Genomic DNA, 25,554 nt, shown 5'->3' on the forward strand with positions numbered 1-25,554 from the left:
CGTCCCCGTCACGGTCGTGCGGCAGTATGTGCGCCATGACGTCGATCGCGCGTGACGAATCCACCGGGCCCGAGGCAGCGGCCCCGGTCGCGGAAGGACCGTTGCCCAACACCGTGGTCGTCCCCGCGGACGAGGACCCGGTCGCGGCGGCCGGCAGCGAGTTCCTCGGCGGCCCGCCCGGCCGGCGGGCCCTGCTGGGGGTCTCCTGGTGGATCCCGGCGCGGGTGCTGGCGCTCTTCACCGTGGTCACCTACGCGCTCGGCCTGGTGCAGAAGGTGCCCTGCTACACCAGCGGCTGGTTCTTCGGCGCGACCGCGCAGTACACCCACGCCTGCTACAGCGACATCCCGCACCTGTACTCGGCCCGCGGGTTCGCCGACGGTCTGCACCCCTATCTCGACATGATCCCGTCGCCCGCTCCGGACATGAAGTTCCTGGAGTACCCGGTGCTGACCGGCTTCTTCATGCAGATCGCGGGCTGGCTCACCCCGCAGGGCGGCGTCATCCAGGACCGCGAGCGCTGGTTCTGGATGGTCAACGCCGCGATGCTGCTGATCTGCGCGGTCGTCACCGTGATCGCGCTCTCGCGCACCCACCGCCGCCGCCCCTGGGACGCGCTGCTGTTCGCGCTGGCGCCCTGCCTCGCGCTGGACTCCACCATCAACTGGGACCTGCTCGCGGTCGCGCTGACCGCCGTGGCGATGGCGTACTGGGCGAACAGCCGGACGGTCTGGGCGGGCGTCTTCATCGGCCTGGCCACCGCGGCCAAGCTCTATCCGCTGCTGCTGCTCGGTCCGCTGCTGGTGCTCTGCTGGCGCGCCGGACGCTGGCGGGCCTTCTGGCAGGCGACCGGGGGTGCGGTCGGCGCCTGGCTGCTCGTCAACGTCCCGATCATGATCGCCAACTGGGACGGCTGGGCCACCTTCTACACCTTCAGCCAGACCCGCAAGGAGGACTTCGGGTCCTTCTGGATGATCCTCATGCAGGACCGCAACGAGTCGCTGGCGGGCCTGAACAACTGGATCGCCGGCCTCCTGATCGCCTGCTGCCTGGGCATCGGCTGGCTCGCGCTGTCGGCCCCGCGCCGGCCGCGCTACGCCCAGCTGGTCTTCCTGATCGTCGCGGCCTTCGTCGTCACCAACAAGGTCTACTCCCCGCAGTACGTGCTCTGGCTGATCCCGCTGGCGGTGTTGGCCCGGCCGCGCTGGCGCGACTTCCTGATCTGGCAGGCCTGCGAGGTGCTGTACTTCCTCGGCATCTGGTCCTACCTGGCCTACACCGGTGACGCCAAGCAGCACGGGATCGGCCAGGACTGGTACCACTTCGCGGTCATCCTGCACCTGCTGGGCACGCTCTACCTGTGTGCCGTGGTGATCCGGGACATCCTGCGCCCCGACCGGGACCCGGTCCGCTGGGACGGCAGTGACGACCCGTCGGGCGGCGTGCTCGACCTCGCTCCGGACCGGTTCGTGATCGGCGCGGCCCGCAGGCTGCGCGAGGCGGAGTCGTACGCCGCCTTCGCGCCCGCCAACCGGGACGACTGGCTGGCGGACGCGCGCTCCGGGGAGCTCGACCAGGTGGACTGGACCGTCGACGAGGCGAGCCCGCAGTCGGCTCCCGAGCGCTCCTAGACTCCCTGGGAGACGGCCTGGCGGTCTGTCACCCGGTCGAAGTGCGTCGTGGTGTGCCGCACGTTGACGGACAGTTCGTCGCCGAGGACCGGCGGCTTGCTGTCGGCGGGCAGGAACAGGATGCTGACCTGCATGTGCGGCGGCTCGGCGAACCAGAGCTGTCGGCCCTGCCAGGAGTAGGGCGACAGCGTGCGATTGACGGTCGCCAGCCCGGCCCGGGCGATGCCCTTGGCGCGCGGCATCAGTCCGTGCACGTATTTCGGCGCCTCCATGCCGACGCCGTGCGCGGTGCCGCCGGAAACCACCAGCAGGTGGCCGTCGGAGGGCGCCTTGTGCTGGCGGTAGCCGTAGCGGTCCCCCCTGGCGACGGGCGTCACGTCCAGCACCGTCGCGCGGGCCTCCAGCGCGCCGATGTCGCCCAGCCAGAGCCGGGTGCCGATCCGGGAGCGGAACTCGGTGTGCGGGTGGCGCACGTTCAGCCAGGCCACGCCGGGGGCGCCCAGGTGGCTCAGGTAGACGGTGTCGACGGGCAAGCCGGCCTGCCCGATCGCCTGCACCCACGTCGACACCTCGGTGGCGGGGTCGGAGCCGTCCGGCCGGTCCAGCGGCAGGTGCAGCGCGAAGCCCTCGAAGGCGACGTCGTGGACGGCCTCGGCCAGGTGCACCAGGTCACCGGGGGCGATCCCGTGCCGGCGCATGCTGGTCATGCACTCCACCACCACCCGGGCGCCGGGCAGCGCCCGGACCGCCTCCACGCTCGCCACCGTGCGCAGCACCCGGGACGGCAGCTGCGGGCTGTCCTCGCCGATCCGGTAGGGCGTCAGCACCAGCAACTCGCCGGGGAACCGGTCGACCGCCTCGGCGGCCTCGTCGGCGGTGCCCACCGCCAGCAGCGCGGTGCCCAGCAGCCCGGCCTCCTGGGCCAGGCGGGCGTTGCCCAGGCCGTAGCCGTTGCCCTTGGCCACCGGGACCAGGCCCGGGAACTCGGCGAGCAGAGCGTGCTGATGCGCCCGCCAGCGGTCGGTGTCCACGTACAGCGACAGAGTCATCGAGCTCTCCGGAGGTGGTGCGTCACGGTGGTTCAGCGGCGGGACATGTAGAGGTCCAGGGCCTTGTGCAGGAGCTTGTTGAGCGGGAAGTCCCATTCGCCGAGGTACTCGGCGGCCTGGCCGCCGGTGCCGAGCTTGAACTGGATCAGGCCGTACAGCGGATCGTCCTCGTCGAGGGTGTCGCTGATGCCGCGCAGGTCGTAGATCCCGGCGCCGAGCGCGTAGGAATCGCGCATCATCCGCCACTGGATGGCGTTGGAGGGCTTGACCTCGCGCTTGTGGTTGGCGGAGGCGCCGTAGGAGTACCAGACGTGCTCGCCGACCGTCAGCATCGTCGTGGCGGCCAGCGGTTCGCCCTCGTGGTACGCGATGTAGAGCCGCATCCGGTTGGGGTCCTCGGAGGTCAGGGCCTTCCACATCCGCTGGAAGTACGACAGCGGGCGCGGGGTGAAGCGGTCGCGCTCGGCGGTCACCAGGTAGAGCTGGTGGAAGACCGCGAGGTCGTCGTAGCCGCCCTGGACCACCTCGACGCTGCTCTTCTCCGCCTTCTTGATGTTGCGCCGCCACAGCTGGTTGAAGCCGCGCTGCACGTCGTCCAGCGAACGGCTGGCCAGCGGCACCTGGAAGACGTAGCGCGGCTGGACGTCGCCGAAGCCGGCGCCGCCGTCCTCGCCCTGCAGCCAGCCCGACTTGCGCAGCCGGTCGGCCACCTCGAAGGCCCGCGGCTCGTACCAGTCCGGCTCGACGTCCCGCAGCCGCTTGGCCTCCTTGCCCGCCACGGCCTCCTTGATGGTGGAGGCCTCCCAGCGGCGCACCACCACCGGCGGCCCGATCTTCACCGAGAACGCGCCCTGCGACTTCAGGTGCGCCAGCAGCGGCTGGAGCCAGCGGTCCAGATCCGGGTCGAACCAGTCGATCACCGGGCCCTCCGGCAGGTACGCCAGGTACCGCTTCACCTTCGGCAACTGCCGGTACAGCACCAGCCCCGCACCCACCACCGCACCCGACGCGTCCACCCAGCCGACCGACTCGCTGCGCCACTCGCCCTTCACCTCGCCCCACGAGGGCACCTGCATGTGACTCGCGGACGGCAGGCTCCTGATGAAGGACAGATGCTCCTCGCGGGTGATCGTCCTCAGACGCAGGCTCATGCTCGGGGTGCTCCTTGGCTGGTGTCGGAAAAGCACGGGGCGAAGGGCGGGCTTGTGTGACCCTATCGCCCGAATGGTCCGTTTCGGGCGGCTTGGTTGCGGCGCGTTGACGGAACCCTAGGGCCCGCGGGGGTGTCGCAGCAGGCCCGGTGCACGACGAACGGCGCTCCCCGGCCGAGCGGGGAAACGCCGTTCGTGTGCACCGCTGCGGGCTGGGTCAGCCCCAGAGTCCGCCGTGCGCCAGGCCCATTCCGAAGCCGATCACGGACATCGCCAGGGCGATCACGATCACGAAGCGCTCGGCCGTGGTCACCGAGATGAACTGCCCCCACAGGCCGGTGACGATCCCGCCGAGTCCGGCCCAGGAACTCAGCAGATGCAGGTTGTAGAAGCCGGCGGAGATGAAGGCCACCAGGCCGAAGATCACGGTGAGACCGACCAGGGTGTTCTCCCTGGGATGGGTGTGACCGTCGGTGTTCAGCGTGAGTGCGGGAAATCGGCGGACGGACTGTGCCATGGAACCCACCTCCTGCGGAGGGCGAGGATGCGCGTGTAGCCGTTGTGCCCAGATTGCGCCGGTTGACCCCTGGATCTCAACCGGTACGCGTTTTGTTCGGCCGTACGGGTGCGGGTAGGCTGTGCGGTCTGCACTGGTGTAGTTGTGCCCGTCCTGTCTCCGCTCGTGGGTTCCCACCCGTCGGCGGGTCGATGGAGCGGCACTGTCAGACCCGGCCACTACGGTGGACCGCGGTCGGTCACTCCTCCAGTGCCGACGCTGCACAACCCTCCTGCCACGGAGAGACCGTGGCCGTTGAGTCCAAAGGAGGTGGGTTACTCATGCGTCACTACGAGGTGATGGTCATCCTCGACCCCTCGGTCGAGGAGCGCGCTGTCTCCCCCCTGATCGAGAACTTCCTCAACGTTGTCCGCGAAGGCGGCGGCAACGTGGAGAAGGTCGACACCTGGGGTCGTCGTCGCCTGTCGTACGAGATCAACAAGCAGTCCGAGGGCATCTACACGGTCATCGACCTGAAGGCCACGCCCGCGGTTGTCAAGGAGCTCGACCGCCAGTTCTCGCTGAGCGAGTCGGTTCTGCGGACCAAGGTCCTGCGCCCGGACACCCACTGAGCCACCGCTGAGACCCTTCGGGGTCCGCGGTAGTCCAGGTCCGATGTTTCACGTGGCGGAAGCCATTACTAGCACCGCTGAAGCGTGAAACATCGCTGAACGGAACTCCTCCTCCCGAGAGGCCATCACACCATGGCAGGCGAGACCGTCATCACACTCGTCGGCAATCTCGTCGACGACCCCGAGCTGCGTTTCACCCCGTCGGGTGCGGCGGTCGCGAAGTTCCGCATCGCGTCCACTCCCCGCACCTTCGACCGTCAGACGAACGAGTGGAAGGACGGCGAAAGCCTCTTCCTCACGTGCAACGTCTGGCGTCAGCCGGCGGAGAACGTGGCCGAGTCGCTGCAGCGCGGCATGCGCGTGATCGTGCAGGGCCGACTGCGCCAGCGGTCTTACGAGACCAAGGAAGGCGAGAAGCGGACGGTCTTCGAGGTCGAGGTCGATGAGGTCGGCCCGAGCCTTCGCTCGGCGACCGCCAAGGTGACCCGGGCCAACCGGTCCGGTGGCCAGGGCGGACCTGGTGGTGGCGGCGGCTTCGGCGGCGGCCAGCAGCAGGGCGGCGGGTTCGGCGGCGGTGGCCAGCAGGGCGGCGGCGGCTGGGGTGGCAACACCTCCGGCGGCGGCCAGTCCGGTCCCAGCGACGACCCGTGGGCGTCCAGCGCTCCGGCACCCGGTGGAAACCAGGGTGGCGGCGGTGGCTGGGGTGCCCCGTCCGGTGGCGGCTTCTCGGAAGAGCCTCCGTTCTAAGAGCTGACAGATTTCGTGCGACCCGGAGCCGTGTGCTGACGCGCCGGCCCGGATCGTGAATCCACTTTGGAGCACACAATGGCGAAGCCGCCTGCTCGCAAGCCGAAGAAGAAGGTTTGCGTCTTCTGCAAGGACAAGGTCAACTACGTTGACTACAAGGACACGAACTTGCTCCGCAAGTTCATCTCCGACCGCGGGAAGATCCGCGCCCGCCGGGTCACCGGCAACTGCACCCAGCACCAGCGTGACGTCGCCACGGCCGTGAAGAACAGCCGTGAGATGGCCCTGCTGCCCTACACCAGCACCGCGCGCTAAGAGAGGGTGACCAAAGAATGAAGATCATCCTCACTCACGAGGTCTCCGGCCTCGGTGGCGCCGGCGAGGTTGTCGAGGTCAAGGACGGTTACGCACGTAACTTCCTCGTCCCCCGTGGCTTTGCCATTCGCTGGACCAAGGGCGGACAGAAGGACGTCGACGCGATCCGTCGCGCTCGCAAGGTCCACCAGATCCAGACCCTTGAGGCTGCCAACGAGTTCAAGGGCAAGCTGGAGGGCCTGCAGGTCAAGCTGGCCGTTCGCTCCGGCGACGCCGGCCGCCTGTTCGGCTCGGTGACCCAGGCCGACGTCGTGGAGGCCGTCAAGGCCGCCGGCGGCCCGGTTGTGGACAAGCGCGCCGTCACGATCGCCTCGCCGATCAAGACCGTGGGCACCCACAAGGTGTCGGTCAAGCTGCACGCGGACGTCCAGGCCAACCTCGACGTCGCCGTCGTGTCTGCCTGAACTGCCTAGCAGTCGAACGGCCCGAGGGCCGGCACTCCGTTCGCGGAGCGCCGGCCCTCGGGTCTTTCCCGGCTCCTCGAGTCAGGCCCGCACGGCGCCGGTCACCAGCCAGTGCCCGCCGCGGACCCGGCTCAGCAGGAACGCGCCGCGCACCAGCATGAAGAGGTTCATCGCCCACCACAGGCCCAGCAGCCCCCAGCCGAGGGCCGGTACGGCGAGCGCCACCGGCGTGAAGACGGCCAGCGTGACCAGCATCGCCCAGGCCAGGTAGGGGCCGTCCCCGGCGCCCATCAGGACGCCGTCCAGGACGAAGACCAGACCGGCTGCCGGCTGGGTGAGCGCGACCAGCAGCAGGACGGCCGAGAGGGCGTCCTGCACCTGCGGGTCCGGGCTGAACAGCGGCACGTACAGCGGGCGGGCGAGCACCACCAGCAGGCCCAGCAGCACCCCCGAGCCGACGCCCCACTGGACCATCCGGCGGGTCGCCGCGCGGGCTGCGGGGGCGTCCCCGGCGCCCAGGCTGCGGCCGATGATCGCCTGTCCGGCGATCGCGATCGCGTCCAGGCCGAAGGCGAGGAAGGTCCACAGGGTCATCGCGATCTGGTGGGCCGCGATCTCCCGGTCGCCCAGCCGGGCGGCCACCGCGGTGGCGACCATCAGCACGCCGCGCAGGCTGAGGGTGCGGACCATCAGGGGCCAGCCCGCCTTGGCGCAGGCCCGGATGCCCGCCGCGTCCGGGCGCAGGCCGGCCCGCTCCCGGCGGGCGCCGCGGAGCACCACGACGACGTAGGCGGCGGCCATCGCGGTCTGCGCCAGCACCGTCCCCCAGGCGGAGCCGGCCACGCCGAGTCCGGCTCCGTAGACCAGAGCGAGGTTGAGGCCGATGTTGGCGGTGAAGCCGGCCACGGCCACCAGCAGCGGGGTGCGGGTGTCCTGCAGGCCGCGCAGCACGCCGGTGGCGGCCAGCACCATCAGCATCGCGGGCACGCCCAGCGAGCTGATCCGCAGGTACGTCACCGCGGACGGCGCGGCGGTGTCGGAGGCGCCCAGCGCGTCCGCGATCCAGGGCGCGCCGACGAGGGTGAGCAGCACCAGCGGGACGGCGAGCAGCAGGGCGAGCCAGATGCCGTCGATGCCCTGCTGGACGGCGCCGCGGCGGTCGCCGGCGCCGATCCGGCGGGCCACGGCGGCGGTGGTGGCGTAGGCGAGGAAGACGAACACCCCGGTGATCGTGGACAGCGCCGCGCCCGCGACGCCCAGCCCGGCCAGCTGGGAGGTGCCGAGGTGGCCGACGATCGCCGAGTCGGCCAGCAGGAAGAGCGGCTCGGCGACCAGGGCGCCGAAGGCCGGAACGGCCAGGGCCAGGATCTCCCGGTCCTGGCGTCGACGGTCGGTGCGCGGGGCTGTCATGAGGTCACCGGTTCTGCTGGTCTGGTGGATGGCCGTGCGGCTGGGCTGCTGCTGTGCACAGCCGTCACCGTAACCATCCACAGGTAAGCGGCGCAATGTCGTCTCAGCTATTACTCGTACCTGTGAGCGACGGGCCTGTTGCCCGGCGGGGGAGGGTCGATTCGTGCCTGTGTGAAGAATTTCTCATGCACAGCCATCAGAACGAGTCATCGCAGGTCAGCAAGTTGACACTGGACGGATGGTGTGGTTATCCACAGGGCCGTCCACATGCTCGTGCACAGGTTTCGGGCAGTTGTCCACAGGACAGGTCCCGTCATCCACACGCCCTGTGGATAACCGTCTTGGTCGAAGGCCCTCCGGCCCCTTAGCGTGGGCGCTCGTCCGACGCGCCAGATGCCCACCCGGCGTCCGTTTTGTCGGCACCGTGGCGTAAGAAGGAGGTGGACCGGTTCGTGACCCCGGCCGCCCTCCTTGACCACTCCGCCCTCGCACCGCACTCGCACCGCTCGCTGATCGGGGAACACGCGTGACCGGCCCCCAGTACGACGACCACGACGTGCCTCCGCCCCCGGAGGACGACTGGCAGCCGTCCGATGACGCATTCTCCGGGCCCTTCCAGCCCGACGGCCCGAGCGACCGGCTCCCGGTCTCCCGCAACCGCGCTGAGGGCGGCCCGGGCGGCGGCAAGGGCGGCTCCGGCGGCGGGGGCGGCAAGGGCGGGGACTTCCGCAAGCGCGACCGGGACGGCGGCGGCAGCGGCGGCGGGAAGGACGGTGACCGCGAGCGCTCCGGTGGCATGGAGGGCTTCGAGCGGGTCCCGCCGCAGGACCTCGCCGCCGAGCAGTCCGTCCTCGGCGGCATGCTGCTCTCCAAGGACGCCATCGCCGACGTGGTCGAGGTGCTCAAGCCGCTCGACTACTACCGCCCGGCCCACGAGCTCATCCACAGCGCGATCCTCGACCTCTACGCCCGCGGCGAGCCGGCCGACCCGATCACCGTCGCCAGCGAACTCACCAAGCGCGGCGAGCTGGCCCGGGTCGGCGGCCCCGGCTATCTGCACACCCTGGTCAACTCCGTCCCCACCGCCGCCAACGCCGAGTACTACGCCGAGATCGTCCACGAGCGCGCCGTGCTGCGCCGCCTGGTCGAGGCCGGCACCCGGATCGCCGGCATGGGCTACGCCGCCGAGGGCGACGTCGACGAGATCGTCAACGCGGCGCAGGCCGAGATCTACGCCGTCACCGAGCAGCGCACCAGCGAGGACTACGCCCCGCTGGCCGACATCATGGAGGGCGCCCTCGACGAGATCGAGGCGATCGGCTCCCGCAACGGCCAGATGTCCGGCGTCCCCACCGGCTTCGCCGACCTCGACGCGCTGACCAACGGGTTGCACCCGGGCCAGATGATCGTCATCGCGGCCCGGCCCGCGATGGGCAAGTCCACGCTCGCGCTGGACTTCTCCCGGGCCTGCTCGATCACCAACGGCCTGCCGAGCGTGATCTTCTCGCTCGAAATGGGGCGCAACGAGATCGCCATGCGTCTGCTCTCGGCGGAGGCCCGGGTCGCGCTGCACCACATGCGCTCGGGCAACATGACGGACGACGACTGGACCAGGGTCGCCCGCCGGATGCCGGACGTCACCGCCGCGCCGCTCTTCATCGACGACTCGCCCAACCTGTCGATGATGGAGATCCGCGCCAAATGCCGCCGCCTGAAGCAGCGTCAGGACCTCAAGCTGGTGGTCATCGACTACCTCCAGCTGATGCAGTCCGGCGGCTCCCGGCGGGCCGAGAGCCGTCAGCAGGAGGTCTCCGACATGTCGCGAAACCTCAAGCTGCTGGCCAAGGAGCTCGAAGTCCCGGTGATCGCGCTCTCCCAGCTGAACCGTGGTCCCGAACAGCGCACCGACAAGAAGCCGATGGTCTCCGACCTGCGTGAGTCCGGCTCGATCGAGCAGGACGCCGACATGGTCATCCTGCTGCACCGTGAGGATGCGTACGAGAAGGAGTCGCCCCGCGCGGGCGAGGCCGACCTGATCGTCGCCAAGCACCGCAACGGCCCCACCGCCACCATCACGGTCGCCTTCCAGGGCCACTATTCACGCTTTGTCGACATGACGCGCGACTGATTTCCCCGCACGGGTCGCAGAAAGCGCGCCTTCGGCTCCCGACCGGCTTGGTGCGTGGGTCAATTGCATAAACAAACCGGCGGCGCGACGGGGGTGCGTCGGCGAACCCGGTGACGGATCGGACGATTTCACACGAATTGCTCTGAGGCATCGTTGAAAGTTCATGTCACGGCGTTACCGATGCCTCGGGTCGAGCGGCTCTGGCTTAATGGTAAAGGTATGGTCAGAGTCGGTGTGGTCAACCTGAATTGACTGTTCCTGATACCCGGTCATCTGTATTCTGAGTGAGCCTTGCGTCCTGATCATCACGTAACTGGGGGCCCAGTGTCTCACCGTCGTTCCGCAATGCTGGTTTCTGCGATAGTCGCAGCCGGCGTTGCTCTCGTCCCGGCATCGGCCAGCGCGGCCGGCGCACCGGGCACGGCCACCAAGTCGGACGCTCCGAGTGCCTCCGCGCTGACCGCGGCCTCGACGTTCAAGACCTTCACCAGTGCGGCCTCCAACACGGCCCGGGTGGAGAAGGGGGCGGTTGCCGCCCCGAACAGCAGCAGCGCGGCTCCGGCACCCGCGGCGAGCGGTGACCCGGACCCGGGCTTCACCATCGGCCTCAGCGCGACGGGCACCAGCGCGTACAGCATCGACCTGACCACGACCGTCAGCACCGCGGTCTTCCCGCTCAACGGCACCGTCAACTGGGGCGACGGCACCTCCGGCCCGCTCTACTTCAGCGGCGCCGTGCCGGCGGTCCTGGCGCACAGCTACGCCAAGCTGGGGCAGTACAACGTCAGCGTCGTCCTCACGGACAACAACGCCGTCGTGGAGTCCAACTCCGTGATGGTGTCGACGCCCGGTTCGCAGTACACGCCGTACGGGCCGACCCGTCTGCTGGACACCCGCGACGGCACCGGCGCGCCCGCGGCGAAGGTGCCGTCCTACGGCATCACCCGGGTGCAGGTCGCCGGCAACGGCGCGATCCCGTCGAAGGTGACCGCGGTCGTCCTCAACGTCACCGTCACCAACCCGACGAACAGCGGCTTCATCACCGCCTACGCCGACGGTACGGCTCGCCCGACCACCTCGAACGTCAACTTCACGGCCGGCCAGACCGTGCCGAACATGGCGATCGTCCCGGTCGGCGCCGACGGCTACGTCGACCTGTACAACAGCGGCCTGGCCTCGGTCGACCTGATCGCCGACGTCACCGGCTACTTCACCCAGAGCTCGGCGAGCGGCTACACCTCGCTGACGCCCACCCGCATCGTCGACACCCGTGACGGCACCGGCACCGGCTCCGCCGCCCAGGTCCCCGGCCTCGGCGCGATCTCCGCGCAGGTCGCGGGCAACGCCGGCGTGCCCGCCTCGGGCGCCACCGCGGTGGCACTGAACGTCACCGTCACCAACCCGCGCAGCGACGGCTTCCTGACCGCCTTCCCCGACGGCCAGGCCACGCCCAACGCGTCCAACGTCAACTACCTCGCCGGCCAGACCATCGCCAACTCGGTGGTCGTCCCGATCGGCGCCGACGGCAAGATCGACATCCACAACGGCGGCGGCCTCGGCGCCGACGTCGTCATCGACGTGGTCGGCTACTACAGCCCCGCCAGCAAGAGCAGCTACCTGCCGATCAAGCCCACCCGGCTGCTCGACACCCGCGACCCCTCGTGGCCCAGCGGCCCGCTCGACGCCGGCCAGTACATCTACATGCCGCTGAGCGACACCGAGCCCGACATCACCGGCTTCGTCCTCAACACCACCGTCACGAACACCAGGGGCGGCGGCTTCCTGACCGTCTCGCCCGACCCGAACACGCTGGCCCAGTACGGCAACAACACGGCCTCGGCCAGCCGCCCGAACAGCTCGGTGCTCAACTGGCTGCCGGGCCAGACCGTTCCGAACCTGGTCCAGGCCGGCACCGGTGGCACCGGCATCATCGACTTCTGGAACACCGGCTCCGGCACCACCGACCTGGTGGTCGACGCCTTCGGTTTCTACCAGAACGACTGATCGCCGCCCCGGCCGCGTGACCGGCCGGAGCACCTGATCCACCTGTTCCACCCGTTCGACCAGCAGGCCCCGGGCAGCGCAGCACGCGCCGCCCGGGGCCTGTCGCGCGTCCGCCCGGCGGCCGGAAAAAACCTCACCCGGGCTGTCGATCCGGCCGCCCCCCGTTCGACGCATGGGTGGAGGCTGGTTCCCACCGGGCGGAAACGTCCGGGGCCAGGCGCCCGATCCGAACCGAGGAAGAGGACGACGATGCGATTCATGATGCTGGTCAGGGCCGACAAGGACACCGAGGCGGGCGTGCTGCCGGCCGCCGAGCTGTTCGAGGCGATGGGGAAGTACAACGAAGAGCTGGTCAAGGCGGGCGTGCTGCTCGCGGCGGACGGGCTGCAGCCCAGCAGCAAGGGCGCCCGGGTCTCGTTCGACGGCGGTCGCCCGACGGTGACCGACGGACCGTTCGCCGAGGCGAAGGAGCTGATCGCCGGCTACTGGATGCTCCAGGTGAAGTCGCGCGAGGAGGCTGTCGAGTGGGCCTGCCGGGTGCCGTTCGGCGAGGGCGGGGTGGTGGAACTGCGCCAGGTGTTCGAGCCGGGTGACTTCCCGGCGGAGATCATCACGCCCGAGACCGCCGCCAGCGAGGCGCGGATGCGCGAGGAGCTGTTGCGCAGGTCCGGGCAGCAGTAGCCGGCGGGCGGGGGGCCGCTGTTGCGGCGGCCCCCGGGGCGCTGCTCTGATGGGTTGCCGTGACAGCCTCCGAGCCGCCCACCCCGGCCTCCGCCGACCGTCGTGCGGTCGTGCACGGCACGATCGACGCGGTCTGGCGGATCGAGGCGGCCCGGCTGATCGCCGGGCTGACCCGGATCGTGCGGGACGTCGGGATCGCCGAGGAGCTGGCGCAGGACGCGCTGGTCGCCGCGCTGGAGCAGTGGCCGGCCACGGGGGTGCCGGAGAATCCGGGGGCCTGGTTGATGACGGTCGCCAAGCACCGGGCGATCGATCTGGTGCGCCGCCGCGAGCGGCTGGCCCGCAAGCTGGACGAGCTCGGGCACGAGCTGGCGAGCGGTCCGCCGGGCGGCTCGGAGCCGGTGCCGGAGGACGTCGTCGAGCTGGACGGCACCATCGAGGACGATCTGCTGCGGCTGGTCTTCACGGCCTGCCACCCGGTGCTGTCGACCGAGGCGCGGGTCGCGCTCACCCTGCGGTTGCTCGGCGGCCTGACCACCGACGAGATCGCGCGGGCCTTCCTGGTCGCGGAGTCGACCGTCGCGCAGCGCATCGTCCGGGCCAAGCGGACGCTGGCCCGGGCCCGGGTGCCGTTCGAGGTCCCGCAGGGCGCCGAACTGGCCGACCGGCTCTCGTCGGTCCTTGAGGTGGTGTACCTGATCTTCAACGAGGGGTACGCGGCGACCGCGGGCGACGACTGGATGCGTCCGGCGCTCTGCGAGGAGGCCCAGCGGCTGGGCCGGATCCTGGCCGAACTGGTGCCCGCAGAGCCCGAGGTGCACGGGCTCGTCGCGCTGATGGAGATCCAGGCGTCGCGCTCGGCCGCCCGCACCGGGCCGGGCGGTGAGCCGGTGCTGCTGCTCGACCAGGACCGCGGCAGCTGGGACCAGTTGCTGATCCGGCGCGGCCTCCTGGCGCTGGAGCGGGCCCGAGAGCTCGGCGGTGCGGGCGGCGGCTACGCCCTGCAGGCGGCGATCGCGGCCTGCCACGCGCGGGCGCGCACGCCGCAGGAGACGGACTGGGTGCGGATCGCGGCGCTGTACGAGGCACTGGCCCGACGTACGCCGTCGCCCGTGGTGGAGCTGAACCGCGCGGTGGCGCTGTCGATGGCGTTCGGCCCGGCCACCGGCCTGGAACTGGTGGACCAGCTGACCGGGGAGCCCGCGCTGAAGGACTACCACCTGTTGCCCGGCGTGCGCGGCGACCTGCTGGCCAGGCTCGGCCGCCGGGAGGAGGCACGTGCGGAGTTCGAACGCGCGGCGGCGCTCACCCGCAACGAGCGCGAGCGCGCGCTGTTGCTGGCCCGGGCGGCCGAGTGCGGCTGACAGGAACTAGTCTGACGGTGTGACAGAAACCTTGGGGGCGGCTCTCCCGGCCGGTGCCGCCGGCTACGGCGCGGACGCGGACGCGTTGGTGGCGCAGTACGAGAGCGTCGGGTTCGAGCAGGTGCAGGGCGGGTTGCTGCACCTCTTCCCGCCCGCGCCGGCGCGGGTGCTGGATGTCGGAGCCGGCTCCGGACGGGACGCGGCGGCGCTGGCCGGGCTCGGGCACACCGTGACGGCGGTCGAGCCGACGGCCGAGCTGCGCGAGCGCGGACGGCTGCTGCACGCGGACGCGGCCATCCGCTGGGTGGACGACGCGCTGCCCGGCCTGCCGGTACTCGGGGCGCCGGTGGACCGGTTCGACCTGATCCTGCTCACCGCGGTCTGGATGCACCTGGACGCGGCGGAGCGGGCCGAGGCGCTGGGCCGGTTGGCCGGGCTGCTGGCGCCCGGCGGCCTGCTGGTGATGTCCGTGCGGAGCGGGCCGGTACCCGCCGGGCGGCGGATGTTCGAGGTGCCGCCGCAGGAGCTGCCGGCGTTGGCGGAGCGGGCGGGCCTGCGGCTGGTGCATCGCGGTGAGCGGACCGACCTGCACGGGCGGGCGGACGTGCGCTGGCTGGAGTGGGGGTTCCTGCGGCCGTGAGGGGCAGCGGTCAGCACCCGGGCCGGGAGGGGCCGTCCGACAGGTGCAGGGCGGCCCAGTGGCCGAGTGCCTCCAGGGCGGGGCCGAGGGCCTGGCCGGCCTCGGTGAGCCGGTAGCAGACCCGCAGTGGCGGGCCCTCGTCGACGCAGCGCACCACCAGGCCGGCCTCGGCCAGCTCGGTCAGCCGGTCGGAGAGCATCCGCTCGCTGATGCCGGGGATGGCGCGGCGCAGCTCGGAGAAGTAGCCGGAGTGCTGGGTGAGGACGGCCAGGATCAGGCCGGACCAGCGCTTGCCGAGGAGTGCGAACACCCGGTGCATGGCGCTGTCCACTCCGGTACATCCGGAGGGTGCGGTCGTCGGTGTCTCAAGCTCGCCCATGGGTCCAGCGTACTGGCTTGCCGCTAGTGGCTGAATAAAAGTAAGCTGCTACGGTAAAACCAGCTGCCAAGAAAAAGGCAGTACTACTGACCGATCCCGGAGGATCTCTCATGGCTACGCTGCTGCACATCGACTCGTCGGCCCGCCGCGAGGGCTCCGTCTCCCGCGAGGTCTCGGCCACCTTCCGCGCCGAGTGGGAGGCCGCCAACCCCGGTGGCACGGTCATCTACCGCGACCTCGCCGCCACCGAGGTGCCGCACCTGAGCGAAGCCGGGATGTTCGCGGCCTTCATCCCGGCCGAGAACCAGACCGCCGAGCAGCAGGCCGCGTTCGCCACGCGCATCGAGCTGATCACCGAGCTGGAGCAGGCCGACGCCATCGTCATCGGCGCTCCGATGTACAACTTCACCATCCCCTCCTCGCTCAAGGCCTGGATCGACCAGGTGGTCCTGATGGGCCGCACGGCCGGTGTGACGCCGTCCGCCGCCGGGACCCCGGTGACCGTCGTCGCCTCGCGCGGCGGCTCGTACGCCGAGGGCAGCCCGCGCGAGTCCTTCGAGTTCGCCACCACCTACGTGGAGAAGACGCTGACCGAGCTGCTGGGTCTGAAGGTCAACCTGGTGGTCGCCGAGTTCACGATGGCCGCGATCAACCCGGCGCTCGCGGACTTCGTCGAGGCGGGCGCGGCCTCGAAGGCGAAGGCCCACCAGGACGCCGCCGCGTTCGCGAAGGCCTCGGCCGTCGGCGCCTGACGTTCCGAGCCCTGCGACGGCCCGTCCCGCCCGGCTACCGCTCACCCACCCGGGTGCGCCCGCCGGGCGTGACGGGCCGTCGGCTTCCATGCTGGTCCCCACAGGACCCCCGCGCGGCGGGGGAGTCGTGCACCGCCGTGGACCAGGGAGAGCCCGTGACGTCGTCACCACCGCCCGAGGAGAGTGCCGACGAGCCGGGCGGCGCGACCGGCGGTGGCCGTCGTGGGGGCGGCGACGGCGGTGTGATCGCCCGCCGGGGCGGCTCGGCGCCCGTCCCGGCGCGGCCGCAGGGCGGTTCCACGGCAGCTCCGGCCGCCGGACCGACGTTGGAGGTCGAGGTCTTCGTCGGCCCGGAGTCCGCGTTCTTCGCCACCTCCACGCTGATCATCGGACAGCGCGACGCGATCCTGGTCGACGCGCAGCTGACCCGCAGCGCGGGCCGCGAGCTCGCGGAGTGGATCGCCGGCAAGAACCGCAACCTGCTGGCCGTCGTGATCACCCACCCGCACCCCGACCACTACTTCGGCGTGGAGGAGGTGCTGCGGCTCTTCCCGCAGGCGCACGTCCTGGCGGCGCCGCAGGTGGTCGAGGAGATCGTCCGGACGGCGGCGGCCAAGGTCGTCCAGTGGCGGCCGGTCTACGGCGACGACCTCCCCGACGCGCCGGTGGTCCCCCGGGCCCTGCTGCCGCAGCCGCTGATGATCGACCGTCAGCTGATCCGGGTGCTCTACCTCGGCCAGGGCGACTGCGCGCACTGCACCGTCGTGCACATCCCCAGCGCCCGCACGGTGATCGCGGGCGACCTCGCGTACAACGGGACCCACGTCTGGACCGCCGAGACCACCCCGGCCGAGCGCCGGGTCTGGGCGCGCAATCTGGAGCGGATCGCCGACCTCGGCGTGGAGCGGGTGATCGCCGGCCACCGGGCGCCCGATCACGACGACGACGCCGCCCGGGTGCTCACCTTCACCGACGACTACCTGAGGGACTTCGACCGGTCGCTCGCCGACCACCCCGGCGACCCGGAGGGCCTGGTCACCGCGATGAGCGAGCTGTACGGCGAGCTGACGCTGCCGGCCACCCTGGAGCTGGGCGCCGCCGCGAACACCGCGCGGCCGGCGGTCGACGGATCCCAGGGTGAGTCCGCGGACGAGTCGCAGGGGGAGGCGCAGGACGAGTCCGGCGCGGGGGACGAGCAGGGCTGAGACGCCCGATACTGGCCGCATGAGGACGCCCTACGACGCCATCGTGCTGGCCGGCGGCGCCGCCCGTCGGTTGGACGGCGCGGACAAGCCGCAGCTCACCGTCGGCGGCCGCACGCTGCTCGACCGGGTCCTGGCGGCCTGTGCCGGTGCCGGCCACACGGTGGTGGTCGGCCCCCGGCCGGCCGGTCCGCCGCCCCGGCCGGATCTGCACTGGACCCGCGAGAGTCCGCCGGGCGGCGGGCCGGTGGCCGCCGTCGCGGCCGGGCTCGCGCTGCCCCAGGTCCGCGCCGAACGGGTGCTGCTGCTCGCCGCCGACCTGCCGTTCCTGGACGCCCGCACCCTCCAGCGGCTGGCGTCCGCCGTGACCGGCGAGGCGCAGGCCGCCGTCCTGGTGGACGCCGACGGCCGCGACCAGCCGCTGACGGCGGCCTACCGCACCGCGGACCTGCGCGCCGCGCTGGCCGCCCTCGGCGACCCCGTCGGAGCCCCGCTGCGCCGCCTCACCGCGGGCCTGCGCACCGTACGGCTGGCCGACCGTGACGGTGCGTCGTACGACTGCGACACCTGGGCGGAACTGGCCGAGGCCCGGCGCCGGGAGCCGGAGCGGGCCGCGCGCACGGGCCCGGACGCCGCGCTGTGAGCGAAAAGAAGCACGTGGGTCATCCCCGCGGCACAGCAGCGGGCCGGTCATCAGGCAGCATGTCCACTATGGAGCGCACGCTGGACGACTGGATCACCGAGGCCAAGACCGAGCTGGGCATCGACCTGGCCGTCGACATCCCCGAACTGCTCGACCTGGCCCGGGTGGTCGCGCACGGGGTGGCCCGGCCGGCCGCGCCGCTGACCGCCTTCCTGGTCGGCTACGCGGCCGCGACCCGCGGCGGCGGCCCGGCCGAGGTGGCCGCCGCCAACCGGCGGATCGCCGCTCTGGCCGCGCGCTGGGCGGACCAGCAGGCGTCGGGGCAGGAGTGAACGCGGCGGCGCCCGGCGTCGGCACCGGCCGGGACGGCCGGTCGCGGTCGGCCGCCGCCGGGCACGACTGCCCGTGGCCCCAGGCCCGCGAGGCGGCCCGGCAGGCCGTCCGGGCGCCGCTGCCCGCCGAGCCGGTCGACCTCGCGGCCGCGCTCGGCCGCACGCTGGCCGGCCCGCTCACCGCGCTCACCGACCTGCCCGCCTTCGACACCTCCGCCATGGACGGCTGGGCGGTGTCCGGGCCCGGACCATGGCGGCTGGCCGGTCGGGTGCTGGCGGGCCGTACGCCGCCGCCGCTGGCCGACGGCTGGGCCACCGAGATCGCCACCGGCGCCCAGCTGCCGCCGGGCGCGACCGCCGTGCTGCGCCGCGAGCACGGCCGTGCCGCCGAGGGCGACACCCTGCGCGAGCTGGACCCCGGCGGGCTGCCGCCGGGCCAGGACGTCCGTCCGCGCGGCCAGGAGTGCCACCGGGACGAGGCGCTGCTGCCGGCCGGGACTGCCGTGACCGCGGCGGTGATCGGTCTCGCCGCGGCCTGCGGGTACGACCGGCTGACGGTCCGGCGCCGGCCCAGGGTGGAGCTGTTGGTACTCGGCGACGAGCTGCTCGACGCGGGCCTGCCCGGCCCCGGACTGGTCCGGGACGCACTGGGGCCGCTGCTGGAGCCCTGGCTGCGGGCGGCCGGCGCCGAGCCGATCGGCCGCCGCGGGATCCGCGACGACTTCGGGCTGCTGCGGGACGCCCTGCGGCACTCGTCGGCCGATGTCGTGGTGACCACCGGTGGCACGGCGGCGGGCCCGGTCGACTTCCTGCACGCGGCGCTCGCGGCGGCCGGCGGCCGGCTGCTGGTGGACGGCGTGGCCGTCCGTCCCGGCCACCCGATGCTGCTCGCCGAACTGCCCCCGGCGGGGTCGGCGACCGGCCCCCGGTACCTGGTCGGGCTGCCCGGCAACCCGCTGGCCGCGGTCGCCGGGGCGGTCACCTTCGCGCTGCCGCTGCTGCACCGCCTCTGCGGCCGCCCACCGGGGCCGGGGCGGTTCGTCCGGGCCGGTGCGCGGCTGCCCGGCCACCCGACCGACACCCGGCTGCTGCCGGTACGGCACGGTGAGCACGGCCCGGTGCCGCTGGCCTTCGACGGCCCGTCGATGCTGCGCGGCCTGGCGCTGGCCGACGCGCTGGCGGTCGTCCCACCGGGCGGGGTGCCGGGCGGGGAACGGGTCGAGCTGCTCGCCACGCCGTAGGTCGCCGGCGCGGCCGTGTGCGGCCGTGGCGACCGCATCCTTGTGCTGTGACCACCGATGAGCAGCCCATCCGGCGGGGAGGTCCGGCTCGGCGGGCGCCGCTGGCCCGGCTGCTCGGCGGCCGGGGCCACGACGCGGATCCGGCCGGCCGGATCCTCCTGCCGGCCCGGGCGGCGGCCCCACCACTGCGCCAGGTCGGGCTGCGGCTGGCGGTGGCGCTCGCGGTGCTGGTGGTCACCACGCTGATCGTCTGGCTGGACCGCAGGGGGTACAACGACAACGCGCGCGGCAGCCTGGACCTGCTGGGGTCCGCCTACTACGCCACCGTCACGCTCTCCACCACCGGCTACGGCGACATCACCCCGGTCAGCGACACCGCCCGGCTGACCAACATCCTGGTGATCACCCCGCTGCGTGTGGTCTTCCTGATCATCCTGGTCGGCACCACCCTGGAGGTGTTGGCCGAACGGACCCGCCAGCAGTGGCGGATCGGACGTTGGAGGTCCTCCTTGCGCGACCACGCGGTGATCGTCGGCTACGGCACCAAGGGCCGCAGCGCCGTGGAGACGCTGCTCGGGCAGGGGGTCGCGAAGGAGTCGATCGTGGTGGTCGACCCGCAGCGCAAGGTGATCGAACAGGCCACCCAGGACGGGCTGGTGGGGGTGGTCGGCGACGCCACCCGGACCGAGACCCTGCTGCGGGCCGAACTCCCCAGGGCCGCCCAGGTGGTGGTGGCCCCCGAGCGGGACGACACGGCGGTCCTGGTCACTCTGACGGCCCGTCAGCTGAACAAGAGTGCCATCGTGGTGGCGGCGGTCCGCGAGGACGAGAACGCCCCGCTGCTGCGGCAGAGCGGCGCCGACGTGGTGGTCACCAGCTCCAGTTCGGCCGGCCGACTGCTCGGGATGTCGATGCTCAGCCCCAACGCCGGCGCCGTGATGGAGGACCTGCTCACCTACGGCCACGGGCTGGACCTGGTGGAACGCCCGGTCACCAGGGCCGAGGCCGGGCACAGTCCGCGTGACTGCGCCGACCTGGTCGTCGCGGTGCTGCGCGGCCGGCGGCTGCTCACCTTCGCCGAACCGGAGGCCGCCGTCCTGCAGTTGACCGACCGGGTGATCACCATCCAGACCGTGTCGCCGCTGGTCTGAGCCCTCAGGCCGGTGTGCCGGCTTTGCCGCTCACTTGGCGATCTCCTCGCGGACGGCGGCGGTGATCCGCTCGGTCCGGGTGGCGATCTCGTCCACCCGCGCGGTCTCGGCGAGCAGCCCGCTGCGTACCCGGTCGTCGCGGATCCCGATGAGGTTGACCTCGACGTTGACCCGCGCCGTGGTGGCCGCCGCGCGCGCGGCCTCGGCGGCCGCCGCGATGTCGGTCACCACGTTGGGGTTGCCGATCGGCAGCAGCACCTCCGCCAGCTCGACGACGTCCAGCGCGGCGGCGATCACGTCGGCCGGCGGGCGGGCCGCACCGGCCAGCGCCCGCGCGATCGCGGTGGACCGCGCCGCCTTCTCCTGCTCGCTCTCCCGGGGCAGCCGGTAGGCGTCCGTGACGGCGGTGAAGGCCGCCGCGTCCTGCTCGGCCAGGGTCAGCGCCCGGGCCCGCAGGGTGTCGCTCTCACGGCGGATCCGCTCGACCACCTCCTGGTGGACGGCGTACTTCTCGCCCGTCGTGTAGCGGGCCACCATGCCCAGCAGAGCGGCCGCCTGGGCGGCGTGCAGGGCGGCCGAAGCGCCGCCGCCGGGGGCGGGTACCCGGTCGGCCAGGCGGTCCAGGAAATCGCTGATCGTCTCGTCGCGCACGGGAGCTCTTCCTCCGGAGGATCGGTGATCACATCCTCGCATGCCTGACGGCTCGTCAGATCCCCTGTCCCTGACGCCTCGACGAGGTGTCGGGGCGGCAGGAGCAGGGCCGGACGTCAGCGGCCGAAGTAGCCGAAGACGTCCGCGACCACGTCGCCGGTGCCGTTGACCTTGATGGACGCGGCGGGCAGGGGCTGCTGCTGCACCCGGGCGAGGCCGTTGGGCGTGCCGGTGTCGGCCCGGGAGGAGAGCACCAGGTGGTGGCCGACGGTGAACCGGAGGTCGGCCCAGGCGGTCGACGGATTGGCGTTGTAGTAGAGCGACTGACCGTCGGGTGCCCACTCCCAAGCGGCCGTCGACATGCCAGCGCTGCCGGGAGCGACCGGCCGTCGGTACGCCCGGCGTGCGGGTCCGGGCGGTAGCGTCGGGCCATGCACGCAATCACGATTCCTCAAGCTGGTGGCCCTGAAGCGCTGGTGTGGGCCAAGGTGCCCGATCCGGTGCCCGGTGAGGGCGAAGTCCTGGTCGAGGTGGCCGCGACCGCGGTCAACCGCGCCGACCTGTTGCAGCGTCAGGGGTTCTACAACCCGCCGCCCGGGGCCTCGCCCTACCCCGGCCTGGAGTGCTCGGGACGGATCGTCGCGCTCGGTCCGGGCGTCTCGGGCTGGGCGGTCGGGGACGAGGTCTGCGCCCTGCTCTCCGGCGGCGGCTACGCGGAGCTGGTGGCGGTGCCGGTCGGCCAGCTGCTGCCGATCCCCAAGGGCCTCGGCCTGGTGGCCGCCGCCGCGCTGCCCGAAGTGGCGTGCACGGTCTGGTCGAACGTCTTCCTGGTGGCCCACCTGCGGCCTGCCGAGACGCTGTTGGTGCACGGCGGCGGCAGCGGGATCGGGACGATGGCGATCCAGTTGGGCAAGGCGATCGGCGCGACGGTGGTGGTGACGGCGGGCAGTGCCGCGAAGCTGGCGCGCTGTGCGGAGCTGGGCGCGGACGTCGGGATCAACTACCGCGAGCAGGACTTCGTCGAGGTGCTGCGCGAGGCCAGCGGCGGCGCCGGGGCGGACGTGATCCTGGACATCATGGGCGCCAAGTACCTCCAGCGGAACGTGGACGCGCTGGCGGTGAACGGCCGCCTGGTGATCATCGGGCTCCAGGGCGGCACGACGGGCGAGTTGAACCTCTCCACGCTGCTGGCCAAGCGCGCGGCGGTGGCGGCGACCTCGCTGCGGCCGCGCCCGCTGGCGGAGAAGGCGGCGATCGTGGCGGCGGTGCGCGAGCACGTCTGGCCGCTGATCGAGTCGGGAGTGGTGAAGCCGGTGGTGGACCGGGTGCTGCCACTGACCGACGCGGCCGGCGCGCACCGGGTGGTGGAGGCGAGCGAGCAGGTGGGGAAGGTCATCCTGCAGGCCTGAGGAGTGGGCAGTCGGGCCCGGTGGACCTGCCGCGATGGCAAGGACCGCCGGGCCCGTGTCGTGCTGCTACGGATCTCCGGGAAGCGGGCGGGGCGGCGGCCTGGTGGGCTGCGGGGGCGGGGATCAGGCCCGGGCGGGCTCGCCCAGCGCGTTGGGGATGGCGGGGGTGCTGAGGGTGGTCATCCGGCGCCAGCCGAGCAGGCGGTCGTAGAGGTAGGTCAGGTGGATGCCGAGGGCCAGCACTGCCGCCTTGGGCTTGGACCAGCGCAGGATGTCGCCCATCCGGGCCATCACGGCGAGGCTGACGTCGCGGTAGGTGCGGATCTCGGCGTGGGCGGTGCGGTGCAGGACGTCGAGGATCTCGCGGCCGTGGCCCGCTGCGGCCAGCCGGAGCAACTCCTCGTGGCAGTAGGCGAGATGGTTGTCCTCGTCGGCGGAGATCATCCGTACTGCGCGGCTGATGTCCGGGTGCGTGCCGAAGACGCCGACCAGGAGGCGCATCTGCTCGGCCGCGCGCTGCTCGGTGACCCGGCTGTGGGCCAGGTAGACAAGGACGTCGTGGTCGGTCAGCGGCTCCTCCCGGCGCAGCCGGGCGTGGGCCAGGCCGATGCCCTGCCGTTCCAGCAGCATCGTGTAGTCGGTCGAGTCGGGCACGTCGACGGGGTGCAGTCCGCGCTTGTGCAGCAGGGCGTTGAAGATCCGGCCGTGCTTCTCCTCGTCGGCGCCGTGCCGGGCGATCTTCGGTGCGAGCTCCTGGTCGGTGACCAGTGCGGCGATCCGGCCGTTCTCCCAGCCGCCCTGGTCCTCGCCCTTGGCGGCGATGCTGCAGAACAGGCGGAAGGCGTCGTCGTTGTCGTGGATCTCCTGGAACAGGCTGCGGGCCGAGAGCACCTGGTACCGCCTTTCCCGGCTGCGGGGGCGCCGATCAAGTCCATTGCGGGCATGGTCGATCCAGTCAAGGGCGATTTCACGGCGACCCGCAACCGGAGAGCCTCCGGCCACCACTGCACGGGGGAACGGGGGCGTCGGCGGGGCCTTGAGGTGCTGGGGGCGGCCGACTGTGTGACGCTGGTCGGGAGCTGTCCCGCTGCCGGTGCGGCCCTCGGGTCCCCGGCCGTCGGAAGGACTGTCCGTCCGTGGCCATGACCTCGCACTCGATGTCCCCGCTCGCTCCGGCCGTCCGGTGTTCCGCAGGCGTCGCGCCTGGCGGACCGGCGCAGCCGTTCTCCCGTACCCGGGCCGCCTTCGGCAGGTGCCGGGCGTTGCGGTCCGCTCGGGCGGCCCGTCCGGCCCGTGCGCGGGCCGTGTCGCTGCGTGCGGCGTTGGCCCGTCGGCTGGTGGCCGGTGCGGGGCTCACGGCGCCCGTGTTGTTGTCGCTCGTGGTGCCCGCGACGGCGCAGGCGGTGCCGGTCGGCGGGCCCGCGGCGCTCGGTGTGCTGAGCAGTGCGGCGGTGCCGGTCGGGGTGGGTCGTCCGGCGTCGCAGGGTCCTGTCGACGGGCCGGCCGGAAGCCCGCCGACGTCGGTACGGGCTCAGCTCCGCCCGATACCCATGGCGCCGACGTTCCAGACGTCGGCGCCCGTCACCCCCAGCGAACCGACAGATCCGGTCGATCCGGCGGAACCGACGCCGACCGACGGTGACGCGCCGTCAGCCAGTCCCTCCCGTGCCACCCCCGCACCCGCGACGGCCGAGCCGTCCGCCGGTCCGACCCGCACCGGCAGCCCCGCCCCGGAGCCCTCGGCCGTACCGATTCCCACCGCGCCGCCGACGCTGACAGCACCGGTCTCGGCCCCGGGCCCGGTCGCCGCGCCGCCGTCCGCAGCCTCCTCCGCCCCCTCGGGCGCTCCTTCGGCTTCGGCCTCGGCCGCCGCTGCGTCCTCCGCCGGCGCGATGCCGAGCGGTCGTCCGGGTCCGTCCGCGCCGTCCGGTCAGCTGCCGCCCGTCGGGTCGGGTGCGCCCTCGGTCGAGCCGGTCGCCGTCCTGCCCGCCGGGCCGGCGCCGGCCCCGCCGACTCCCGGCGCCGCGGCGGCTGTCGCGGCGGGGGACGGCGCGTACCAGGTCGCCGATGGTTCGGGGGCCGTGGACGACACGGCGGGCGTGGCGGCGGCTCCGGCGGGCCAGGGCGGCCTCGCCGGTGGCTTGCCGGTCGTCGACGGACCGGCCGACGCCGTGGCCTCGGTGCTCCCGACGGCGCCCGCGGCGGGCGTGCAGACAGCGGCGGGCGAGCAGGCGGCGGGTGTGCGAGCGGCCGCCCGTTGGGCCGATCCGTCCAACCTTCAACTGCCGCTGGGCGCCGGGCTGGCGCTGATCGGACTGGGCCTGGCGCTGGTCGGCTACCGCCTGCGACGCAGCTGACAGCGCTGTCGGCGAGGCCCGTCGCCGGATCGCCGGTCTCCAGGTCGGTTGACCCTCCCGACGCCTGAAGCATATGAAGGAGCTATGACGAAGCCGCTGGACGAACGGCCGGAGTACGAGCCGTATCAAGGATCGACGGGATCGACCGGACCGTCGCAGGAAGGGCCGCAGCAGGTGCTGATCGTCGGCCCGGACGGTATGCCGGTCGGCGGTGTCCCGGGAGCCGGTGGCCGGGCCTTCGGACGCTCGGGTGACGAGACCGGGCCCAGGGAGCTCCCGGTGACCGAGATGGTCGAGCAGCCGGCCAAGGTGATGCGTATCGGCAGCATGATCAAGCAGCTGCTCGAAGAGGTACGGGCGGCTCCGCTCGACGAGGCCAGCCGGGTCCGCCTGAAGGCCATCCACGCCAGCTCCATCAAGGAGTTGGAACTCGGCCTGGCGCCGGAGCTGGTGGAGGAGCTGGAGCGGCTGTCGCTGCCGTTCATGGACGACACCATCCCGACCGAGGCCGAGCTGCGGATCGCGCAGGCCCAGCTGGTCGGCTGGCTGGAGGGCCTCTTCCACGGCATCCAGACCGCGCTCTTCGCCCAGCAGATGGCCGCCAGGGCGCAGCTGGAGCAGATGCGTCGCGCGCTGCCGCCCGGCAGTCAGCCGGCCGACCACGACTTCGACGACCCGGACGAGGGCCACAGCATGCGGTCCGGCCCCTACCTGTAGCCGGAAAC

The 25,554-nt window shown here is 72.4% G+C and carries 25 protein-coding genes and 1 pseudogene; 18 read left to right on the top strand and 8 right to left on the bottom strand.

All coding sequences use genetic code 11. From position 1 onward, the window contains the following. Nucleotides 1–35: 35 nt before the first annotated feature. On the top strand, nt 36–1,631 hold the full coding sequence (locus tag BS80_RS20390; RefSeq protein WP_083974969.1) for a glycosyltransferase family 87 protein: 1,596 nt from the start codon (nt 36–38) through the stop codon (nt 1,629–1,631). Here the strand turns inward: BS80_RS20390 and BS80_RS20395 are convergent. The 3 genes from BS80_RS20395 to BS80_RS20405 form a co-directional block, all read right to left on the bottom strand. Then, nucleotides 1,628–2,680 carry an alanine racemase gene (locus BS80_RS20395; RefSeq protein ID WP_035799405.1) on the bottom strand — a complete coding sequence of 351 codons (1,053 nt, stop codon included), beginning with the start codon at nt 2,678–2,680 and terminating at the stop codon, nt 1,628–1,630. The two genes, BS80_RS20390 and BS80_RS20395, sit on opposite strands and share 4 nt — an antisense overlap. A 32-nt stretch (nt 2,681–2,712) precedes the next feature. Continuing rightward, entirely contained in the window at nt 2,713–3,831 is a 1,119-nt protein-coding gene (locus BS80_RS20400; RefSeq protein WP_035799406.1) for a lipid II:glycine glycyltransferase FemX, read from the bottom strand. A gap of 217 nt (nt 3,832–4,048) precedes the next feature. Further along, nucleotides 4,049–4,348: a hypothetical protein gene (locus tag BS80_RS20405; RefSeq protein WP_035799408.1), complete on the bottom strand. Its 300-nt coding sequence runs from the start codon at nt 4,346–4,348 to the stop codon at nt 4,049–4,051. Nucleotides 4,349–4,668: 320 nt separating this feature from the next. Between BS80_RS20405 and rpsF the strand changes: the two genes are divergently transcribed. The 4 genes from rpsF to rplI all read left to right on the top strand — a co-directional run bounded on the left by rpsF (nt 4,669) and on the right by rplI (nt 6,485). Further along, a complete protein-coding gene (gene rpsF / locus BS80_RS20410) occupies nt 4,669–4,959 on the top strand; it encodes a 30S ribosomal protein S6 (protein ID WP_035799409.1) in 291 nt (96 codons plus the stop codon). 132 nt (nt 4,960–5,091) lie between these two features. After that, a complete protein-coding gene (locus BS80_RS20415; RefSeq protein WP_035799411.1) occupies nt 5,092–5,706 on the top strand; it encodes a single-stranded DNA-binding protein in 615 nt (204 codons plus the stop codon). Between the two features lie 78 nt (nt 5,707–5,784). After that, nucleotides 5,785–6,021, top strand: coding sequence for a 30S ribosomal protein S18 (gene rpsR, locus BS80_RS20420; RefSeq protein ID WP_030304537.1), 237 nt, complete (start codon nt 5,785–5,787; stop codon nt 6,019–6,021). 17 nt (nt 6,022–6,038) lie between these two features. Beyond that, nucleotides 6,039–6,485: a 50S ribosomal protein L9 gene (rplI, locus tag BS80_RS20425; protein ID WP_035799415.1), complete on the top strand. Its 447-nt coding sequence runs from the start codon at nt 6,039–6,041 to the stop codon at nt 6,483–6,485. Nucleotides 6,486–6,566: 81 nt separating this feature from the next. Here the strand turns inward: rplI and BS80_RS20430 are convergent, their stop codons facing one another. Then, nucleotides 6,567–7,895, bottom strand: a complete 1,329-nt coding sequence (locus BS80_RS20430) for an MATE family efflux transporter (protein WP_035799417.1) — start codon at nt 7,893–7,895, stop codon at nt 6,567–6,569. A gap of 556 nt (nt 7,896–8,451) precedes the next feature. Between BS80_RS20430 and dnaB the strand changes: the two genes are divergently transcribed. The 5 genes from dnaB to BS80_RS20455 all read left to right on the top strand — a co-directional run bounded on the left by dnaB (nt 8,452) and on the right by BS80_RS20455 (nt 14,712). Beyond that, nucleotides 8,452–10,023 (top strand): replicative DNA helicase, encoded by a 1,572-nt coding sequence (dnaB, locus tag BS80_RS20435; RefSeq protein ID WP_051967162.1) that lies wholly within the window; start codon nt 8,452–8,454, stop codon nt 10,021–10,023. A 345-nt stretch (nt 10,024–10,368) separates the two neighbouring features. Next, nucleotides 10,369–12,027, top strand: a complete 1,659-nt coding sequence (locus BS80_RS38645) for a hypothetical protein (RefSeq protein ID WP_063772019.1) — start codon at nt 10,369–10,371, stop codon at nt 12,025–12,027. 258 nt (nt 12,028–12,285) lie between these two features. Continuing rightward, nucleotides 12,286–12,708, top strand: a complete 423-nt coding sequence (locus tag BS80_RS20445) for a YciI family protein (RefSeq protein WP_232246544.1) — start codon at nt 12,286–12,288, stop codon at nt 12,706–12,708. Between the two features lie 110 nt (nt 12,709–12,818). After that, nucleotides 12,819–14,072 carry an RNA polymerase sigma factor gene (locus BS80_RS20450; RefSeq protein WP_035802108.1) on the top strand — a complete coding sequence of 418 codons (1,254 nt, stop codon included), beginning with the start codon at nt 12,819–12,821 and terminating at the stop codon, nt 14,070–14,072. 19 nt (nt 14,073–14,091) lie between these two features. Next, nucleotides 14,092–14,712, top strand: a complete 621-nt coding sequence (locus BS80_RS20455; RefSeq protein ID WP_232246545.1) for a class I SAM-dependent methyltransferase — start codon at nt 14,092–14,094, stop codon at nt 14,710–14,712. Nucleotides 14,713–14,722: 10 nt separating this feature from the next. Here the strand turns inward: BS80_RS20455 and BS80_RS20460 are convergent, their stop codons facing one another. After that, entirely contained in the window at nt 14,723–15,091 is a 369-nt protein-coding gene (locus BS80_RS20460) for a winged helix-turn-helix transcriptional regulator (RefSeq protein WP_035799423.1), read from the bottom strand. Nucleotides 15,092–15,201: 110 nt separating this feature from the next. Here BS80_RS20460 and BS80_RS41940 point away from each other — a divergent pair, with 110 nt between their 5' ends. From BS80_RS41940 to BS80_RS20490, 5 genes and pseudogenes are all read left to right on the top strand, one after another. Beyond that, nucleotides 15,202–15,843: an FMN-dependent NADH-azoreductase gene (locus BS80_RS41940; protein WP_035799426.1), complete on the top strand. Its 642-nt coding sequence runs from the start codon at nt 15,202–15,204 to the stop codon at nt 15,841–15,843. Nucleotides 15,844–15,998: 155 nt separating this feature from the next. Beyond that, complete coding sequence (locus BS80_RS41945; protein WP_051966831.1) at nt 15,999–17,048, top strand: MBL fold metallo-hydrolase; 1,050 nt, start codon at nt 15,999–16,001, stop codon at nt 17,046–17,048. A 19-nt stretch (nt 17,049–17,067) separates the two neighbouring features. Continuing rightward, nucleotides 17,068–18,020, top strand: a pseudogene (locus BS80_RS44125) (NTP transferase domain-containing protein). Then, nucleotides 18,017–19,261 (top strand): molybdopterin molybdotransferase MoeA, encoded by a 1,245-nt coding sequence (locus tag BS80_RS20485; RefSeq protein WP_269676109.1) that lies wholly within the window; start codon nt 18,017–18,019, stop codon nt 19,259–19,261. The pseudogene BS80_RS44125 and the gene BS80_RS20485 overlap by 4 nt, the downstream one beginning before the upstream one ends. A gap of 101 nt (nt 19,262–19,362) precedes the next feature. Beyond that, nucleotides 19,363–20,412, top strand: a complete 1,050-nt coding sequence (locus BS80_RS20490; RefSeq protein WP_051967164.1) for a potassium channel family protein — start codon at nt 19,363–19,365, stop codon at nt 20,410–20,412. Between the two features lie 30 nt (nt 20,413–20,442). On the opposite strand, the gene BS80_RS20495 is transcribed toward BS80_RS20490, so the two are convergent. After that, nucleotides 20,443–21,063 carry a cyclodeaminase/cyclohydrolase family protein gene (locus BS80_RS20495; RefSeq protein WP_035799429.1) on the bottom strand — a complete coding sequence of 207 codons (621 nt, stop codon included), beginning with the start codon at nt 21,061–21,063 and terminating at the stop codon, nt 20,443–20,445. 116 nt (nt 21,064–21,179) lie between these two features. Next, complete coding sequence (locus tag BS80_RS20500; protein WP_035799431.1) at nt 21,180–21,425, bottom strand: hypothetical protein; 246 nt, start codon at nt 21,423–21,425, stop codon at nt 21,180–21,182. A 69-nt stretch (nt 21,426–21,494) separates the two neighbouring features. Between BS80_RS20500 and BS80_RS20505 the strand changes: the two genes are divergently transcribed. After that, complete coding sequence (locus BS80_RS20505) at nt 21,495–22,472, top strand: NAD(P)H-quinone oxidoreductase (protein ID WP_035799434.1); 978 nt, start codon at nt 21,495–21,497, stop codon at nt 22,470–22,472. A gap of 123 nt (nt 22,473–22,595) precedes the next feature. Here the strand turns inward: BS80_RS20505 and BS80_RS20510 are convergent, their stop codons facing one another. Beyond that, complete coding sequence (locus BS80_RS20510) at nt 22,596–23,363, bottom strand: ferritin-like domain-containing protein (protein WP_035799436.1); 768 nt, start codon at nt 23,361–23,363, stop codon at nt 22,596–22,598. 245 nt (nt 23,364–23,608) lie between these two features. Here BS80_RS20510 and BS80_RS20515 point away from each other — a divergent pair, with 245 nt between their 5' ends. Both BS80_RS20515 and BS80_RS20520 read left to right on the top strand, forming a co-directional pair. Next, nucleotides 23,609–24,829: a hypothetical protein gene (locus BS80_RS20515; RefSeq protein WP_157536414.1), complete on the top strand. Its 1,221-nt coding sequence runs from the start codon at nt 23,609–23,611 to the stop codon at nt 24,827–24,829. A 198-nt stretch (nt 24,830–25,027) separates the two neighbouring features. Further along, nucleotides 25,028–25,546, top strand: coding sequence for a bacterial proteasome activator family protein (locus tag BS80_RS20520; protein ID WP_232246635.1), 519 nt, complete (start codon nt 25,028–25,030; stop codon nt 25,544–25,546). The last annotated feature ends 8 nt before the right edge of the window (nt 25,547–25,554 follow it).

The sequence above is a fragment of the Kitasatospora mediocidica KCTC 9733 genome (assembly GCF_000744225.1).
In the GTDB taxonomy this organism is placed as follows: Bacteria; Actinomycetota; Actinomycetes; order Streptomycetales; family Streptomycetaceae; genus Kitasatospora; species Kitasatospora mediocidica.

Excerpts from the sequence above, each read along its gene's own strand:
- BS80_RS20430 (WP_035799417.1), bottom strand. The coding sequence starts at position 7,895 with ATGACAGCCCCGCGCACCGACCGTCGACGCCAGGACCGGGAGATCCTG.
- BS80_RS20415 (WP_035799411.1), top strand. The coding sequence starts at position 5,092 with ATGGCAGGCGAGACCGTCATCACACTCGTCGGCAATCTCGTCGACGAC.
- BS80_RS20445 (WP_232246544.1), top strand. The coding sequence starts at position 12,286 with ATGATGCTGGTCAGGGCCGACAAGGACACCGAGGCGGGCGTGCTGCCG.
- BS80_RS41940 (WP_035799426.1), top strand. The coding sequence starts at position 15,202 with ATGGCTACGCTGCTGCACATCGACTCGTCGGCCCGCCGCGAGGGCTCC.
- BS80_RS20505 (WP_035799434.1), top strand. The coding sequence starts at position 21,495 with ATGCACGCAATCACGATTCCTCAAGCTGGTGGCCCTGAAGCGCTGGTG.
- BS80_RS20500 (WP_035799431.1), bottom strand. The coding sequence starts at position 21,425 with ATGTCGACGGCCGCTTGGGAGTGGGCACCCGACGGTCAGTCGCTCTAC.
- rpsR (WP_030304537.1), top strand. The coding sequence starts at position 5,785 with ATGGCGAAGCCGCCTGCTCGCAAGCCGAAGAAGAAGGTTTGCGTCTTC.
- BS80_RS20460 (WP_035799423.1), bottom strand. The coding sequence starts at position 15,091 with ATGGGCGAGCTTGAGACACCGACGACCGCACCCTCCGGATGTACCGGA.
- BS80_RS20405 (WP_035799408.1), bottom strand. The coding sequence starts at position 4,348 with ATGGCACAGTCCGTCCGCCGATTTCCCGCACTCACGCTGAACACCGAC.
- rpsF (WP_035799409.1), top strand. The coding sequence starts at position 4,669 with ATGCGTCACTACGAGGTGATGGTCATCCTCGACCCCTCGGTCGAGGAG.
- BS80_RS20395 (WP_035799405.1), bottom strand. The coding sequence starts at position 2,680 with ATGACTCTGTCGCTGTACGTGGACACCGACCGCTGGCGGGCGCATCAG.
- BS80_RS38645 (WP_063772019.1), top strand. The coding sequence starts at position 10,369 with ATGCTGGTTTCTGCGATAGTCGCAGCCGGCGTTGCTCTCGTCCCGGCA.
- BS80_RS20520 (WP_232246635.1), top strand. The coding sequence starts at position 25,028 with ATGCCGGTCGGCGGTGTCCCGGGAGCCGGTGGCCGGGCCTTCGGACGC.
- BS80_RS20400 (WP_035799406.1), bottom strand. The coding sequence starts at position 3,831 with ATGAGCCTGCGTCTGAGGACGATCACCCGCGAGGAGCATCTGTCCTTC.
- rplI (WP_035799415.1), top strand. The coding sequence starts at position 6,039 with ATGAAGATCATCCTCACTCACGAGGTCTCCGGCCTCGGTGGCGCCGGC.
- BS80_RS20390 (WP_083974969.1), top strand. The coding sequence starts at position 36 with ATGACGTCGATCGCGCGTGACGAATCCACCGGGCCCGAGGCAGCGGCC.